17 protein-coding genes are annotated in these 16,012 nt (G+C 67.3%); 14 read left to right on the plus strand and 3 right to left on the minus strand.

Annotated elements, in window-relative coordinates; genetic code table 11:
* Positions 1–73 precede the first annotated feature (73 nt).
* The gene (gene glnA / locus ACG3SL_RS02990) at positions 74–1,486 is read right to left on the minus strand and encodes a type I glutamate--ammonia ligase (RefSeq protein ID WP_448663658.1); all 1,413 of its coding nucleotides are present in this window, start codon (positions 1,484–1,486) and stop codon (positions 74–76) included.
* Positions 1,487–1,577: 91 nt separating this feature from the next.
* Entirely contained in the window at positions 1,578–1,916 is a 339-nt protein-coding gene (locus ACG3SL_RS02995) for a P-II family nitrogen regulator (protein WP_044330434.1), read from the minus strand.
* 397 nt (positions 1,917–2,313) lie between these two features.
* Here ACG3SL_RS02995 and ACG3SL_RS03000 point away from each other — a divergent pair, with 397 nt between their 5' ends.
* Together ACG3SL_RS03000 and ACG3SL_RS03005 are read left to right on the plus strand one after the other, a co-directional pair.
* A complete protein-coding gene (locus ACG3SL_RS03000; protein ID WP_448663659.1) occupies positions 2,314–2,751 on the plus strand; it encodes a DUF1842 domain-containing protein in 438 nt (145 codons plus the stop codon).
* A gap of 336 nt (positions 2,752–3,087) precedes the next feature.
* The gene (locus ACG3SL_RS03005) at positions 3,088–4,311 is read left to right on the plus strand and encodes an integrase core domain-containing protein (protein ID WP_448662704.1); all 1,224 of its coding nucleotides are present in this window, start codon (positions 3,088–3,090) and stop codon (positions 4,309–4,311) included.
* A 70-nt stretch (positions 4,312–4,381) separates the two neighbouring features.
* On the opposite strand, the gene map is transcribed toward ACG3SL_RS03005, so the two are convergent.
* A complete protein-coding gene (gene map / locus ACG3SL_RS03010) occupies positions 4,382–5,206 on the minus strand; it encodes a type I methionyl aminopeptidase (RefSeq protein ID WP_448663660.1) in 825 nt (274 codons plus the stop codon).
* A 53-nt stretch (positions 5,207–5,259) separates the two neighbouring features.
* Between map and ACG3SL_RS03015 the strand changes: the two genes are divergently transcribed.
* From ACG3SL_RS03015 to ACG3SL_RS03070, 12 genes are all read left to right on the plus strand, one after another.
* Entirely contained in the window at positions 5,260–6,015 is a 756-nt protein-coding gene (locus ACG3SL_RS03015; protein ID WP_448663661.1) for a competence/damage-inducible protein A, read from the plus strand.
* Positions 6,016–6,038: 23 nt separating this feature from the next.
* Entirely contained in the window at positions 6,039–7,046 is a 1,008-nt protein-coding gene (locus tag ACG3SL_RS03020) for an ATP-grasp domain-containing protein (protein ID WP_448663662.1), read from the plus strand.
* 109 nt (positions 7,047–7,155) lie between these two features.
* A complete protein-coding gene (locus ACG3SL_RS03025; RefSeq protein WP_448663663.1) occupies positions 7,156–7,737 on the plus strand; it encodes a TerD family protein in 582 nt (193 codons plus the stop codon).
* A gap of 28 nt (positions 7,738–7,765) precedes the next feature.
* Positions 7,766–8,920, plus strand: a complete 1,155-nt coding sequence (locus tag ACG3SL_RS03030) for a TerD family protein (RefSeq protein WP_448663664.1) — start codon at positions 7,766–7,768, stop codon at positions 8,918–8,920.
* 28 nt (positions 8,921–8,948) lie between these two features.
* A complete protein-coding gene (locus tag ACG3SL_RS03035; protein ID WP_448665054.1) occupies positions 8,949–10,064 on the plus strand; it encodes a DUF475 domain-containing protein in 1,116 nt (371 codons plus the stop codon).
* 15 nt (positions 10,065–10,079) lie between these two features.
* Complete coding sequence (locus ACG3SL_RS03040; protein WP_448663665.1) at positions 10,080–10,658, plus strand: TerD family protein; 579 nt, start codon at positions 10,080–10,082, stop codon at positions 10,656–10,658.
* A gap of 22 nt (positions 10,659–10,680) precedes the next feature.
* The gene (locus tag ACG3SL_RS03045) at positions 10,681–11,256 is read left to right on the plus strand and encodes a TerD family protein (RefSeq protein ID WP_448663666.1); all 576 of its coding nucleotides are present in this window, start codon (positions 10,681–10,683) and stop codon (positions 11,254–11,256) included.
* Positions 11,257–11,322: 66 nt separating this feature from the next.
* Positions 11,323–12,423, plus strand: a complete 1,101-nt coding sequence (locus ACG3SL_RS03050) for a phosphoribosyltransferase domain-containing protein (protein ID WP_448663667.1) — start codon at positions 11,323–11,325, stop codon at positions 12,421–12,423.
* A complete protein-coding gene (locus ACG3SL_RS03055; protein ID WP_448663668.1) occupies positions 12,420–13,169 on the plus strand; it encodes a hypothetical protein in 750 nt (249 codons plus the stop codon). The genes ACG3SL_RS03050 and ACG3SL_RS03055 overlap by 4 nt, the downstream gene beginning before the upstream one ends.
* Positions 13,159–14,265, plus strand: coding sequence for a cysteine protease StiP family protein (locus ACG3SL_RS03060; protein WP_448663669.1), 1,107 nt, complete (start codon positions 13,159–13,161; stop codon positions 14,263–14,265). The genes ACG3SL_RS03055 and ACG3SL_RS03060 overlap by 11 nt, the downstream gene beginning before the upstream one ends.
* Entirely contained in the window at positions 14,262–15,206 is a 945-nt protein-coding gene (locus tag ACG3SL_RS03065) for an HpcH/HpaI aldolase/citrate lyase family protein (RefSeq protein ID WP_448663670.1), read from the plus strand. Before ACG3SL_RS03060 ends, ACG3SL_RS03065 begins: the two co-directional genes overlap by 4 nt.
* Positions 15,203–15,994, plus strand: coding sequence for an AIM24 family protein (locus ACG3SL_RS03070; RefSeq protein WP_448663671.1), 792 nt, complete (start codon positions 15,203–15,205; stop codon positions 15,992–15,994). The genes ACG3SL_RS03065 and ACG3SL_RS03070 overlap by 4 nt, the downstream gene beginning before the upstream one ends.
* Positions 15,995–16,012 lie beyond the last annotated feature (18 nt).

Genomic DNA, 16,012 nt, shown 5'->3' on the forward strand with positions numbered 1-16,012 from the left:
GCCGTTTCCCCGCAGATACGAAAAGGGGCGCCCGGATCGCTCCGGACGCCCCCTGTTTCGACCGATCCGGGGATCAGCCCGAATAGTACATGTCGTATTCGACCGGGCTCGGCGTCATTTCCCAACGGGCGACGTCGGCGCGCTTGATCTCGACATAGGATTCGACCTGGTCGCGGGTGAACACGTCGCCCTTGAGCAGGAAGTCCATGTCGGCTTCGAGGCAATCGAGCGCCTCGCGCAGCGAACCGGCGACAGTCGGGACCTGCTCTAGCTCTGCCGGCGGCAGATCGTACAGGTTCTTGTCCATCGGATCGCCCGGGTGGATCTTGTTCTGGATGCCGTCCAGGCCCGCCATCAGCAGCGCTGCGTAGCAGAGATACGGATTGGCCAGCGCGTCCGGGAAGCGGAATTCGACGCGCTTCGCCTTGGTGCCCGCACCATAGGGGATGCGGCACGAAGCCGAACGGTTGCGCGACGAATAGGCGAGCAGCACCGGCGCTTCATAGCCCGGAACCAGCCGCTTGTAGCTGTTGGTCGAGGGATTGGTGAAGGCGTTCAGTGCCTTGGCGTGCTTGATGACGCCGCCGATGAAGTACAGGCACATGTCGCTGAGGCCGGCATAGCCATTGCCCGCGAACAGCGGCTCCTTGCCGTTCCAGATCGACATGTGGGTGTGCATGCCCGAGCCGTTATCTTCCTTGATCGGCTTCGGCATGAACGTCGCGGTCTTGCCATAGGCCTGCGCGACCTGGTGCACGACATACTTGTAGATCTGCATGCGATCGGCGGTGGTCACCAGCGTGCCGAAGGTCAGGCCCAGCTCGTGCTGCGCTGCGGCGACTTCGTGGTGGTGCTTGTCGCAGGGCAGGCCCATTTCGAGCATGGTCGAGACCATCTCGCCGCGGATGTCGACGGCGCTGTCGACCGGCGCGACGGGGAAATAGCCGCCCTTGGCGCGCGGGCGGTGGCCCAGATTGCCGGCTTCATATTCCTTGCCGGTGTTGCCCGGCAGTTCGATGTCGTCGATCGCGTAATAGCTGGTCGAATAGCTGTTCTCGAAGCGGACGTCGTCGAACATGAAGAATTCGGCTTCGGGGCCAACATAGATGGTGTCGCCGATGCCGAGCGACTTGAGGTACGCTTCCGAACGCTTGGCAGTGGAGCGCGGATCGCGGCTGTACAGCTCGCCCGTCGAAGGCTCGACGATGTCGCACACCAGGATCAGCATCGGGGTTGCCGAGAACGGATCGATCCACACCGCGTCCAGATCCGGCTTCAGGATCATGTCCGATTCGTTGATCGCCTTCCAGCCCTCGATCGAGGAGCCGTCGAACATCAGGCCGTCGGTCAGCTCGTCCTCGCCCACCACGCTGGCCACCATGGTCAGGTGCTGCCACTTGCCCTTGGGATCGGTGAAACGCAGATCGATCCACTCGATCTCCTGTTCCTTGACCATCTTCAGAATGTCGTTGGCAGTGTTCGCCATGGAGTACCCTTTCGCTCTACTTCAAGAACCCGACGAATCGGGCAATAAAATTGCGTGTGCAGGCGCAACAATCACATTGCGCTGCGCTGCGTCAAACAGCGTTTTCGTTGCGCTCGCCGGTACGGATGCGCAGTGCGGTTTCGACCGGGATCACGAAGATCTTGCCGTCGCCGATGCGTCCGGTCTGGGCGGCGGCGGCCACTGCCTCGACCACGCGATCGGCCAGCGCGTCCTCGACGACGACCTCCAGCTTCACCTTGGGCAGGAAATCGACGACATATTCGGCGCCGCGATACAGTTCGGTATGGCCTTTCTGGCGGCCAAAGCCCTTGGCCTCGGTCACGGTGATGCCGCTGACACCAACCTCGTGCAGCGCCTCTTTCACTTCATCCAGCTTGAACGGCTTGATGATGGCTTCGATCTTTTTCACGTCTTCCCCCAGGGTACGAGGTGTTCCCCCATGGCGCGCGATTGGCAAGGATCGTGCCAAGGCAGGACATGGGCGTCCGCTCTGGGTCGCATGACCCGCCGCGCCAGACAAGTGCCTAGCAAATGGGCAGCGGGGCAGGCGGTGCCCGATTGAGGGGCAGTGTTCGCGGGGCGGCTTGGCGCGCGGCGGGGAAGGGCGTATATCTGCACCTCTCGTGGAAATTGCCGGAACCTCTGTCCCGTGTGCCAAGATCGGCATGCGGGCGTGCGCGTCGTTGAGTCTTTGTTAAGTAAACTACGGACGAATACTTAGGGGATGTTACGTTGACTCCGAATAGACTCCGTGTTTCCATCAGTACACGGGCGCGACTCGACACGTACAGGTGGAGGAAAATATTATGGACAACGCAGTTGGATATTATATGGTCAAGTTGCTGGTTGAGCAGCAGGGTCCCGTGGGCGCGCCCGCGCTGCATCTGAATCTGGGTGTGGACGCGGTGACGGGGAAGGTTACCGGAATCGGAGAGATCACCCAGTCGCTGCCGCCGCCCTATGGCGAGATCACGATCCCGCAGGTTTCGGGCGAAATTTTCCACACCGGGCTCGGCAAGGACACCCAGCTGGTGCACCTGACCGGCCAATATGTCGTGTCGGTGCCGCCGCCCGCGATCGGCAGCTATCTCGCGCAGTTCAGCGCGGCGCTGGCAGTGGACAATAGCTGGAACGGATCGGGCAGCTTCCAATATGGCGGCCACACCGTATCGGGCTGCAAGGTCACCAACGTGTCGCAGGACGAGAAACAACTGATTGGCGCATCGGAAACCGCAAGCGCCTGACGCTACAGACCCCCCGGTGCGGCGGACCCACCGCGAATCCCCCCGCCGCACGCGACGACGCGCCCGCGCCGTCGCCTCTGTCCGCCGGCTGCCGCCCGCAGCCGGCGGATTTGATTCTGGGACGATCGTCGTCCGGCACCGCGCTCAGAGTGTGTTTGGAAATGCGCCTTTTGGCGCATTGCGGTGCCGGCCCGCTCCCCCACCCGGCCACCCATAGAATACACTGCCGTTGGGTGGCCGGGTGGGGGAGCGGGCGGTACGAACCGGGTAGATGTTCCACAGATTGGACCGGGTTGATCCTCCACGGCAGCGTTGTGTCGCAGGAGGGTTTCTTCGATGCCATTTGTGGAGAGCAGCCGGATGGAGCGGCGGATAGGTCTGCTGTCGGATTACGATACCGGGGCATTCAGCGTGACGGCGCTGTGTGCGCGCTACGGGATTGATCGGTCGACCTTTTACCTGTGGCATTCGCGGCGCGCGGGTGGCGATGCGCGTTGGTTTGCGGATCGCTCGCACGCGCCGCGCAGTTGTCCGCACCGGACGGTGGCGGAGGTGGAGGCGGCGGTGATTGCGGTGCGGACACGCTATCCGCATTTCGGTCCGAAGAAGATTCTGGCGTGGCTGGAGCGGGAGGCGCCGGGGAGGGACTGGCCAGCGGCCTCCACGATCGGGGACATCGTGAAGCGAAGCGGGTTGGTTGCGCCGCGGCGCATACGCAGGCGTGGGGTCGCGGTTGATCCGCAGCCGCTTTGGCCGGATGCGCCCAATGTGGAATGGGCGTGCGACTTCAAGGGCTGGTTCCGCACGCGGGATGGCAGGCGTTGCGACCCGTTGACAGTGACGGATGCGTACAGCCGCTATCTGCTGGAAGTGCGCATCACCGATCCGTCGATTGCGGGTGTGCGACCGGTATTCGAGCAGCTGTTCCAGGCGCATGGCCTGCCGCAGGCGATCCGTTGCGACAACGGGCCGCCGTTCGGATCGGATGGCGCGGGCGGGCTTACGCGGCTGTCGGCATGGTGGCTCAAGCTGGGGGTTCGGCCCCACTTCATCCGCCCTGCCTCGCCGCAGGATAACGGCCGTCACGAGCGGATGCACCGCGAGCTCAAGGGGCAGACCTCGCGGCCCGCGGCGGCGACGCTGGGCGCGCAGCAGGCACGGTTCGATGCGTTCCGTGCGCACTATAACGAAGAGCGGCCGCACGAGGCGCTTGGCCAGGTCGCGCCCGCGAGCCTGTGGCAGGCATCGCGAAGGACGATGCCGGAACGCGTGCCGGAGCCATGGTACGACGCCGATCACGAAGCGCGCACGGTGCAGGGGTCGGGGGACATCAAGTGGCGCCAGGGGCGCGTGTTCGTGAGCGAATCGCTGGCAGGCGAGGTGGTCGGTATCACCGCGCAGGAGGACGGTTCGCACCTCGTGCGGTTCTGCGACACCGACCTGGGTGTAATCGACCGCTCGGGCCGCTTCCGGCGCTTCGCACCGCCCCGATACAGGCTGCGCGAACCACCAAAAGCACCCGGCCAAAACTGTGGAGGATCAACCCGGTCTGATCTGTAGGGCTTCAACCCGGTTGATCAGGCCGGCACCGCCCTGAAATTCGCGCTTTCGCGAATTTCCAAACGGCCTCTCAATAAGGCGGGTTGTGAAACCCCTTGGGGCTGGTGGTGAAAATCTCGCAGCCGGTTTCGGTGATGCCGATCGAATGCTCGAACTGCGCCGACAGCGAACGGTCGCGCGTCACGGCGGTCCAGCCGTCGTCGAGCAGCTTTACGTCGGGGCGGCCGATGTTGATCATCGGTTCGACCGTGAAGATCATGCCGGGGCGCAGTTCGGGCCCGGTGCCGGGGCGGCCGATATGGACGACTTCGGGGGCGTCGTGGAACATCTGGCCGACGCCGTGGCCGCAGAAATCGCGCACCACGCCGTAGCGGTGCCGCTCGGCATGCTGCTGGATCGCGTTGCTGATATCGCCCAGATGGTTGCCGGGCCGCGCCTGTTCGAGCCCGAGCATCAGGCATTCATAGGTCACGTCGACCAGCCGCCGCGCCTTGATCGGCACGTCGCCGACCAGGAACATGCGGCTGGTATCGCCGTGCCACCCGTCGATCAGCGGCGTCACGTCGATATTGACGATGTCGCCGTCCTTCAGCACGCGGTCGCCCGGAATGCCGTGGCACACGACATGGTTGATCGAGATGCAGCAGCTGTGCGTGTAGCCGCGATAGCCGAGCGTCGCGGGGACGCCGCCCGCCGCGATCGTCATGCTGCGGACGATGTCGTCAAGCTCGCCGGTCGTCACGCCGGGCACGACATGCGGGACCAGCGCGTCGAGGATCTCGGCGGCAACTCGCCCGGCCTTGCGCATCCCGTCGAACCCGGCGGGTCCGTGGAGCTTGATCGCCCCGGTGCGGGCGCGCGGCATGTCTTCGGTGACAACTACATATTCGGTCATGCGCGGCCATATAGGCGTTTGCGCCGCGCTTTGCGAGGTTCTAGGTCGGGACCATGGGTGAACGGATCTGGACAGCAGCGCTCGCGGTAATCGGGGATGAAATCCTCTCCGGCCGGACGCAGGACAAGAATGTGGCGCAGCTCGCGACCTGGCTGAACGTCCAGGGCATAAGGCTGCGCGAAGTGCGGATCGTCCCCGATGTGGAAGGCGCGATCGTCGAGGCCGTGAACGCGCTGCGCGCCCGCAACGATTATCTGTTCACCACCGGCGGCATCGGCCCGACGCATGACGACATCACCGTCGATGCGATCGCGGCGGCGCTGGGCGTGCCGGTGGTGGTGCATCCGGAGGCGCGCGAGGTGCTGGCGGCCTATTACGAAAGCCGGGGCGGGCTGAACGACGCGCGGCTGCGTATGGCGCGGGTGCCCGAAGGCGCGACGCTGATCCCCAATCGCATGTCGGGCGCGCCCGGCATACGCTGGGGCAACATCTTCATCCTGGCGGGGGTGCCGCACATCACGGCGGGGATGCTGGATGCGATGACCGGCACGCTGGAGGGCGGGCTGCCCGTCGTCTCGCGCACAGTGGGCAGCTGGGTCGCCGAAAGCGAGATCGCCGATTTCCTGCGCAAGACCGAGCGCGATTTCGAGGGCGTGGCGATCGGCAGCTATCCGTTCTTCCGCGAAGGCCGCGTCGGCGCGAACTTCGTGGTGCGCGCAACCGACGCGGCGCTGGTGGATGCCTGTGCGGCGGCGCTGGTGGCGGGGCTGGATACGCTGGGCCACGCCGCCGTGGATGGCGGCATTTGACCACGCCCACCGGGGCGCGGCCCATGCGAATCTGGTTCAACCAGGCCTTTTCCCAGCGCAACGTGATCGCCGCCATGGCGCGTGCGCGGCCCGACGTGGCGCTGTGCGTCAGCACGATCGACTCCCAATCGCCGGTGCGCGACGTCGCGCCGACCTTCTGGGTCGAGCCGTGGCGCGGTGCGACCGATTATCCCGAATGGGTGCTGGCGACCGCCATCGAACGGGGCGTCGATGCAGTGGTGGGACAGCGCGGGCGCGTGGGGCTGGCGGGCATCCGCGATCGCTTTGCCGATGCGGGCATCGCGCTGCATCTGGCCGCCGATGCCGAGACGCTGGATTTGCTCGACGACAAGGCGGCGTTTGCTGTCGCGCTGGCGGACGATCCGTTCCTGTGCCCGACGATCGCGGTGACGACGGCGGACGAGTTCGACGCTGCCGTGGAGGCGATCACGGCAGCGGGTGCAACGGCGTGCGTGAAGCCGGCGCGCGGGATTTTCGGCGCGGGATACTGGACGCTCGACGCCGCCGGGCCGCTCAGCCATCTGGCCGACCCCGATGCACGCCGGATCACGCCCGCCGCCTATGCCGCCGCGCTGCGCGCGGGCGAGGCGGCGGGGACGCGCTTCACGCTGCTGGTGATGGAGCATCTGCCGGGGCTGGAGGCGTCGGTGGACATGGTGGCGGATCGGGGCAATGTGCTGCTGGCGGCAGTGCGGACCAAGCTCGATGCCAATCGCCAGCGCATCGAGACGCGCCACCCGCTGATCGCCCATGCGACTGCGCTCGCCGCGCGCTATGCCCTGCACGGCGCGGTCAACGTCCAGTACAAGCAGGACCGGGCGGGCGACTGGCGCATCCTGGAGATCAATCCGCGCGCTGCCGGCGGGGCGTCCTATTGCGATGCGGTGGGCGTGCCGTTCAGCGCGACCTGGCTCGACCTGGTATGTGGCTGTGCCCGACCGTTCGACACCGCGATCGACGCCGAGATCGTCGCCGTCCTCCACGCCGAGCCGCGCCGGCACGCGGCGTGAAAATCCAGCCAGCCCAATCGCTCGCGCGCTATTGCTAGTGTAACGGCAGCTGTCATAATCCTGTGGCACGCCCGCAGGGGCGATCGGAAGTTTCTGGAGGGAGTGCCACGTGGTTAGTCTGCAAAAGGGTCAGTCGGTTCGGCTGGAAAAATCCGGTGGCGGCACGCTGACGCGCGTGGCGATGGGGCTCGGCTGGGACGTGCGCAAGGCCAAGGGGCTGATGGGCTTTCTGGGCGGCGGCGGGGGCGACATCGACCTCGACGCCTCGTGCCTGTTGTTCGACGCCGATCGCACGCTGGTCGACCAGGTGTGGTTCCGCCAGCTGACCAGCAGCGATGGCAGCATCGTGCATAGCGGCGACAACCGCACCGGCGCCGGCGACGGCGACGACGAGGTCATCAACGTCGACCTGACGCGGCTGCCCGCGCGCGTGCAGACGCTGCTCTTCACCGTCAATAGCTTCACCGGCGACAGCTTCGACCGGATCGAGAACGCCTATTGCCGCGTCGTCGATTCGACCAATGGCAAGGAACTGGCGCGCTACGATCTGACCGGGTCGGGGTCGCACACCGGGCAGGTGATGGCGAAGCTGTTCCGCAGCGGCGACGGATGGGAAATGAAGGCGCTGGGCGAACGCACCACGGGCCGCACGTTCCAGGACATGATGGGCGCGATCCAGGGCGCGCTCTGAGCGTCGCCCTAGCGAACAGGATGGCCGCATGAACGACCTGCAACAAGGCGGCAACGCGCCCGTGCCCGGCGATGTGCTGGAAGTTGCGCTCGCCTGGAGCGCGGGCGCGGCGGTGGATGCCGATGCTTCGGCCTACCTGCTGACGGCGGCGGGCCGGGTGCGCGACGATGCCGACATGGTGTTCTACAACCAGCCCGATGGGGCCGGCGGCGCGGTGCGCTTTGCCGCGTCGGCGGGGCTGGGCGTGTTCACGATCGATCTGGCGCGCGTGCCGGAGGCGATCGAGCGGATCGTGTTCTGCATGACGATCCACGATGCGCAGGCCAAGGCGCAGACGCTGGCGCTGCTCGACGGCGCCGACATTGCCGTGCAGGGGCAGGGCGGCGGCCTGCGCTATCGCCCGGCGCTGGCCGGCGCGCGCGAAGCGGCGATGACCTTTGGCGAGTTGTACCGCCGCGCCGGGCAGTGGAAGTTCCGCGCGGTGGGACAGGGATTCAACGGCGGCCTCGCGCCGCTCGCCCGTTCGTTCGGGATCGACGTGGCCGAGGAGGCGCCTGCCGCCCCGCCGCCGCCGCCGGCCTCCCGGCCCGTCAGCCTCAGCAAGGTGACGCTGGAGAAAGCGGGCCAGACCGTCAGCCTGGAAAAGCGCGGCGCCAGCTTTGGCGAGATCACGATCAACCTCAACTGGTCGCGCGGGCGCAAGGGGCTGTTCGGCGGCAAGGCCGTCGACCTCGATCTGGGGTGCCTGATCGAGCTGGCGGACGGGAGCAAGGGCGTGGTCCAGGCGCTGGGCAACGCCTTCGGCGCCTTTGCCGAGCCGCCCTATATTGCGCTGTCGGGCGACGATCGCACCGGCGACGTCTCGCAAGGCGAGACGATCCGGGTTAATGGTGCGCATTGGGCAAAGATCCGGCGCATCGCGGTGTTCGCCAATATCTATTCGGGCGTGCCGAACTGGCAGCAGACCGACGGCGTCGTGCTGGTCACGATGCCCGATCAGCCGCCGATCGAAGTGCGCATGACCGAAGGGCGCAACGACCGCCGGCTGTGCGGGATCGTGCTGATCGAGAATGATGCGGGCCGGCTGAAGGTGACGCGGATCGTGGACTATGTCAGCGACCAGCGCGTGCTCGACGAACGGCTCGGCTGGGGGCTGCAATGGGTCGCCGGGCGCAAGGATTGAGCCGCGTGCGGCAAACGGGGGAATGACGGTGTTCAAATATTACAAGGGATCGATCGTCTTTACGGCGATCTGCCTCGCCATCGGCGCGTGGCTGGGCTGGGAGCTGACGCATAGCATCGCCGGCACGCTGGGCATCCTGTGGATCGTAGCGGTGCTCGGCGTGCTCGAAGTGTCGCTGTCGTTCGACAATGCCGTGGTCAACGCCACGGTGCTGCGCGACATGGACCCGGTATGGCGGCGCCGCTTCCTGACCTGGGGCATCATCATCGCCGTGTTCGGGATGCGCATCGTCTTCCCGCTGGCGATCGTCGCGATCGCGGCCAAGATGGGGCCGATCGCCGCGCTCAAGCTCGCCGCGACCGATCCAGTCACCTACGAACGGATCATCACCAGCGCGCATGTCGGCATTTCGGGCTTTGGCGGCGCATTCCTGGCGATGGTGGGGCTGACCTTCTTCCTCGATGACGAGAAGGAGCTGCACTGGATCGGCATGATCGAGCGGCCCTTTGTCGGGCTGTCGCGCATCTCGGGCTTTGCCATCGGGCTGGTGCTGCTGGCGATGTACGGCATCTCGCGCATGATCGCGCCGGAAGAGGCGATGACCTTCATCGTCTCGGGCATCTTCGGCCTCGTCACCTATATCGGCGTGCAGGCGATCGGCGCGCTGCTGGAGCGCGAGGAGGAAGAGGAAAAGGATCATGCCGGCGCCGGGCAGGGCGCGGCGGTGGTCGTCGCCAAATCGGGGCTGGCGTCGTTCCTGTACCTCGAAGTGCTCGACGCATCCTTCTCGTTCGATGGCGTGATCGGGGCGTTCGCGCTGTCGAACAACCTTTTCATCATCGCGCTGGGCCTGGGCATTGGCGCGATGTTCGTGCGTTCGATGACGATCATGCTGGTCGATAAGGGCACGCTGTCGGAATATCGCTATCTCGAACACGGCGCCTTTTACGCGATCCTCGCGCTGGCGGCGATCATGCTGCTGTCGGTGCGGTTCCACATCCCGGAGACGGCAACCGGATTGATCGGCGCGGCGTTGATCGGGCTGGCGTTCGTCGCCTCGCTGCTGAGCAACCGCAAGGAAGCAGCGGCGGGCGAGGAATGCACGCCGGTGTCCCCCACCGGCGAACATCTCAACCATTCGTAAGCGGGAGCGTTTGCCATGTCGGTCAGCCTGTCCAAGGGCGGCAATGTCAGCCTGTCGAAGGAAGAGCCCAATCTCAGCCGCATCCTGATCGGGCTCGGCTGGGACGTGCGCACCACCGACGGCGCGGATTTCGATCTCGACGCCAGCGCCTTCCTGCTGGCGGCGGACGGGCGGGTGCGCGGCGACAGCGACTTCATCTTCTACAACAACCTGCGCTCCACCGATGGCTCGGTGGAGCATACCGGCGACAATCGCACCGGCGCGGGCGATGGCGATGACGAGGCGCTGAAGGTCAATCTGCCCCGGCTGCCCGCCGATGTGCAAAAGATCGCCGTCGCGGTGACGATCCATGAGGGCGAGGCACGGCGCCAGAGCTTCGGCATGGTCTCCAACGCCTTCATCCGCATCGTCGACGACGTCACCGGCCGCGAGCTTTCGCGCTACGACCTGGCGGAGGACGCATCGACCGAGACGGCGATGATCTTCGGCGAAGTGTATCGCCACAACGGCGAGTGGAAATTCCGCGCCGTGGGACAGGGGTATAAGGGCGGGCTTGCCCCGCTGGCCCGCAATTACGGCGTCAGCGTCGGCTGACATTCAGCTTCAGGAGATCACCATGGCAGTTTCACTTTCCAAGGGCGGCAATGTCAGCCTGAGCAAGGAGGCCCCGGGCCTGCGCGGCGTAAAGGTCGGGCTCGGCTGGGATACGCGCGTCACCGATGGCAGCGCGTTCGACCTCGATGCCAGCGTCTTCCTGCTCGATGCAGGCGGCAAGGTGCGCTCGGACGCCGATTTCGTGTTCTACAACAACAAGAACGGCGGCAACGGATCGGTCGTGCATCAGGGCGACAACACGACCGGCGAGGGCAGCGGCGACGATGAAGTCGTGGCGGTCTCGCTCGACAAGCTGCCCGACGATGTCCAGAAGCTGAGCTTCGCAGTCACGATCCACGAGGCGGACGGGCGTCGCCAGAATTTCGGGATGGTCTCCAACGCCTATATCCGCGTGGTGAATGCCGATGGCGGGACCGAGATCGCGCGCTACGACCTCTCCGAAGATGCCTCGACCGAGACGGCGATGATCTTCGGCGACCTGTACCGCCACAATGGCGAATGGAAGTTCAAGGCGATCGGCCAGGGCTTTGCCGGCGGGCTGGGGCCGCTGGCGCAGTCCTTTGGCGTGAACGTGTGAACCCAAAGCCCGTATCGCTGGTGCGTCGCACGCCCGGCATGGTGTTCGGAAAGTGACGGGGCGGTGGTGACGGTAGCGGAAGCGGTGCGGGCGATCGACTTGCCCACCGGGCGGCTGGAGATCGCGGTAGAGGAGGCGGCGTGGCCGCTCGACCGGCTGTGCGCCTTTGCCGCGCGGGAAAATCCGCGTCGTGGGTTCCTGGTCGTGTCGCGCGTGCTGGGGCGGCATCTGCCCGCCGCGCCGCAGGTGATGCGCGCCAGCGTGCGCGACCTCGCGGCGCGCATCCCCGGCGACCTGCCGGGGCCGGTGATGGTGATCGGGCTGGCCGAGACGGCGGTGTGCCTGGGCCAGACGGTGCATGAGGAACTGTGCCGCGCCACCGGGCGCGACGACATGTTCTTCCTCCACTCGACGCGCCAGCAACTCGATCATCCGCTGCTCTGCCGGTTCGAGGAACCGCACAGCCACGCCTCCGCACATTTGCTCTACCGGCCCGATCTGCCGGCGCCGCGCACGCTGGTGATCGTGGACGACGAGGTGTCGACCGGCACGACTTTGTGCAATCTCGCCGATGCGCTGGTGACGGCGTGGCCGGGAGTGGAGGCGATCGTGGTGGCGACGCTTACCGACTGGTCGGTCGGGCGCGGATGGCAGGCGCGGATGCCAAGGCCGACGCAAGTGGCGGCACTGCTCAGCGGACGGCTGGAATGGACGCAGGGGCAAGTGCCCGCCGCTGATGCCGCGTTCGACAAGGCAGCGGGCTCGCTGGGGCGGATGGCGTCGCACCGCAATTTCGGGAGGCTGGGGATCGCCGCGCCGATCGCGCCGCTGCCCGTCACGCCGCTGCCCGCCATCGCCGGGCCGCTGCGCATCCTGGGCACCGGCGAGTTCACCTACCTCCCGTTCCGCCTCGCCGAGCAATTGGCCGAGGCGGGGCATGACGTGGTCGTCCAGGCGACCAGCCGCAGCCCGGCGCGGATCGGTGCTGCGATGGCGACCAAGCTCTGCTTCTCCGACAATTATGGAACCGGTGTGCCCAATTATCTCTACAACGCTGATGCCGCCGATGGCCGCGCGACATGGCTGTGCCACGAGACGGGCGCGGACACGCTCGACCCGGCGCTGATTGCCGCGCTGGGCGCCACGCCGATCGGCTGGGCGGCATGATCGGCGCGATCACGCTGGTCGATCTGGACGACACGCTGTTCCAGACGCTGCGCAAATGCCCGGCGGACGTGCCGGTCGAGCGGCTGACCCCGCTGGGCTATGCCTCGGACGGGTCGCCGCTCAGCTATGCCACGCCGCGCCAGATGCAGTTCCTGGAATGGCTGGCCGAGACGACGCACTTCGTGCCGGTGACCGCGCGCAGCCTCGACGCGCTGCGCCGCGCGCGCATCCCCTTCACGGCGGCGGTGTGTGCGCATGGCGGGGTGATCCTGGACGATGGCGGCGCCGTGGATCGCGGCTGGGAAGCGCGGATTGCGGAAGAGGCGGCGCGCCACGCCGACACGCTCGCCACGCTGGCCGAGGCGATTGCGGTCGAGGCGCGGGGGCAGGGCGTGGCGATCAACGCCCGCGTGCTGACCGAAGGGCCGCTGCCGCTCTATACGCTGGCCAAGCACGCCGATGCCGATGCCGACGCGCTGTTCGCGGTGGTCGATGCCGCCGTCCCGGCACTGCCCGCCGGCTGGACCGATCATCGCAACGGCAACAACGTCGCGCTGATGCCGCCCTATCTGGGCAAGGCACATGCGGTGGCGCACATCCTGCCCGCCCTGCGCGCGCGCTTTCCCGATGCGCCGGTGATCGGGATCGGCGACAGCCTTACCGACGCGCCGTTCATGGGGCATTGCGACTTCGCGATGATGCCGACGCGCTCGCAGCTCGCCGGGGGCATGTTCGGTGCCCGCTGAGGCCCGCAGCCGCGCCGAGCCGCCCTTTTCGGGGAGCTATGATCCGGCGGACGTGACGTTCCTGCTGAAACCCGTGGCGATGGCGGCGACGGGCATTGCCGACAAGGAAGCGGCGATCCAGTCGGGCCGCCGGCATTATTCGGAGATGATCGCGCCGGAGAGCGTGCCCGATGCCGCCTATCTGGCGCTGTACCACGCCGCGCTGGCCCGCAACGGCGCGCGGCTGGCGCAGGATGTCGCGAACCTGGCGGCGCATCTGGCCGAGCGCAGGCCGGGGCGCGAACAGGTGATCGTGTCGCTCGCGCGCGCAGGCACTCCGATCGGCGTGCTGCTGGCGCGGACGCTGCGTGCCCGGGGGCACATAGCGCACCATTATTCGGTCAGCATCATCCGCGACCGGGGGATCGACCGCGTCGCACTGGCGCACATCGCCGCGCGGCACGATGCCGCCGACGCGGTGTTCGTCGACGGCTGGACCGGCAAGGGCGCGATCGCGGGCGAACTGCGCGCGGCGCTGGCCGACCGCCCGTTCGGCTTCACGCCGACGCTGGCGGTGGTCGCCGATCCGGCGGGGCAGGCGGACATCGCCGCGACCGACGACGATTACCTGATCGCCTCGGGGCTGCTTAACGGCATCGTGTCGGGGCTGGTCAGCCGCTCTATCCTCAACCCGCAGGTCGTGGGCCCGCACGATTTCCACGCCTGTGTCACCTACCCGCAATATGCGTCTGCTGATCTGTCGCGCGCCTTTATCGACAGCTTGGCGCCGCTGGCCGCCGCTGCGGTGCCGCAGCCGATTTCCGGCCACGGCGCGCGGCGCCCGGCGCTGATACAGGGTTGCGAAGCGATGGTAGAGGCACTGCTGGCGCGCGGCGGGACGCGCGACCGGAACCGGATCAAGCCCGGCATCGCCGAGGCGACGCGCGCGCTGTTGCGGCGGATGCCCGAACGGCTTCTGGTCCGCGATTTCGGCGATCCCGACGTTGCGCACCTGCTCCATCTCGCCGCCGAGCATGGCATTCCGGTCGACCCGCTGGGCGACGCCGCCCGCTACCGCGCCGTCGCGATCATCCGCAGCCTGGGGAACGACGCATGAGCCCTGAACCCGTCTCCGCGCTGGCGCTGGGCGCGACGCTGTACCTGCCCTGCACCCGCGACGACCTGGCCGAAGCATTGCTGGGGGCAAACCGGCTGGCGGGGCTGCGCTCGGCGGTGCTGTGCCTGGAGGACGCGGTGCTGGAGCGCGACGTGCCGGCGGCGCTCGCGAACCTGGCGATGTTCCTGCGCGCGCTGGCGCTGCGCCCGGCGGGCCCCGGCGCACCGCTGCTGTTCGTGCGCCCGCGCGACGCGGCGATGCTGGAGCATATCCTGTTGATGCCGGGGGTCGAGGCGCTCGACGGCTTCGTGCTGCCCAAGGCGCATGCCGATACGATGCCCGCCTATCTGGCGCTGCCCTATCACGAGCGGCACCGGCTGATGCCGACACTGGAGACGCGCGAGGCGTGCGACCCGCACGAGATGCGCCGGCTGCGCGACCAGTTGCTGGGCGTGCAGGACCGCATCCTGGCGCTGCGCATCGGCGGCAACGACCTGCTTCGCGCGATGGGCCTGCGCCGCCCCGCCGGACGCACGGCCTATGACGGTCCGCTGGGCAGCATCATCGCCACGCTGGTCGCGACCTTTGCCCCCTGGGGCTTTGCCCTCAGCGCGCCGGTGTTCGAGCAGTTCGCCGACACCGCGCTGCTGCGCGAGGAAATGGCCCGCGACATCGAGCATGGCCTGCTGACCAAGACCGCGATCCACCCGGACCAGATCGCCGTGATCCACGCCGCGCTGGCCGTGCCCGCCGATCATGTCGCGGAGGCACAGGCGATGCTGGCCGACGATGCCCCCGCCGTATTCGCCCGCGACGGCGTGATGTGCGAACCCGCCACGCACCGCGCCTGGGCCCAGCGGCTGCTGGACCGGGCGGCGCTGTTCGGCGTCGCCGATTCCCGCCCGGCGCCGCTGCGCCTCATCTCAGGAGCCGATCATTGACCGAGTTTCGCACCTGTATCGACACGCTTCAGGGCACTGGCGTCCGGTTTGAAGTCTATCAGTTCGTCCGCAAGAGCCATGCACTGACCGCCTCCGTGCCGGGCGCGGCGACGGTAGCCAAGGGGGAGGCGCCGGTGATCCACCTCCACCCGCCGCACGCCGCCACGGCGCGGCAGGTGCGGATCGTGCTGGAGGGCGGGGCCGCGCTGCTCGAACCCGGCGCGCTGCAATATGCGCATGGCAAGCTGCAGGTCGAGATGCAGAAGAACGCAGGCGCCGGGGGCTTCCTCTCGCGGGCGATGACCTCCGCCGGATCGGGCGAGAGCGCCTATGCCACGCGCTATGCCGGCTATGGCGATGTGTGGACCGAAGTGACGACCAAGCACTTCATCCTGGCAGCGATGGACGGGCCGCAGGATGCGCTGATCCTCGATGACGGCGCCTTCTATGCCTGCGATGCCAATATCGCGGTGTCAACGCATGTACATCGCAGCGTGCAGGGGATGCTGTCCGGCAACGGGCTGATGCAGCCCAAGCTGAGCGGCGCGGGCGCGTTCGTCGTGGAATCGCCGGTGCCGGCGGACGAAATCGACGTGGTCGAGCTGGACGGCCAGAGCGAGCTGATCGTCGATGGCGACCTGATGCTCATGTATTCCGCCGGGCTTCAGGCCGAGCTGCGCCCGCTGGTGCAGGGCCTGCGCAATGCGTGGCGCAGTGGCGAGGGGCTCGTCTATCGCTTCACAGGGCGCGGCACGGTGTGGTTGACCCCGACGATGCGATTGGGATGAGGGCGATTGGGATGAGGG

The organism is Sphingomonas degradans, from assembly GCF_053502645.1.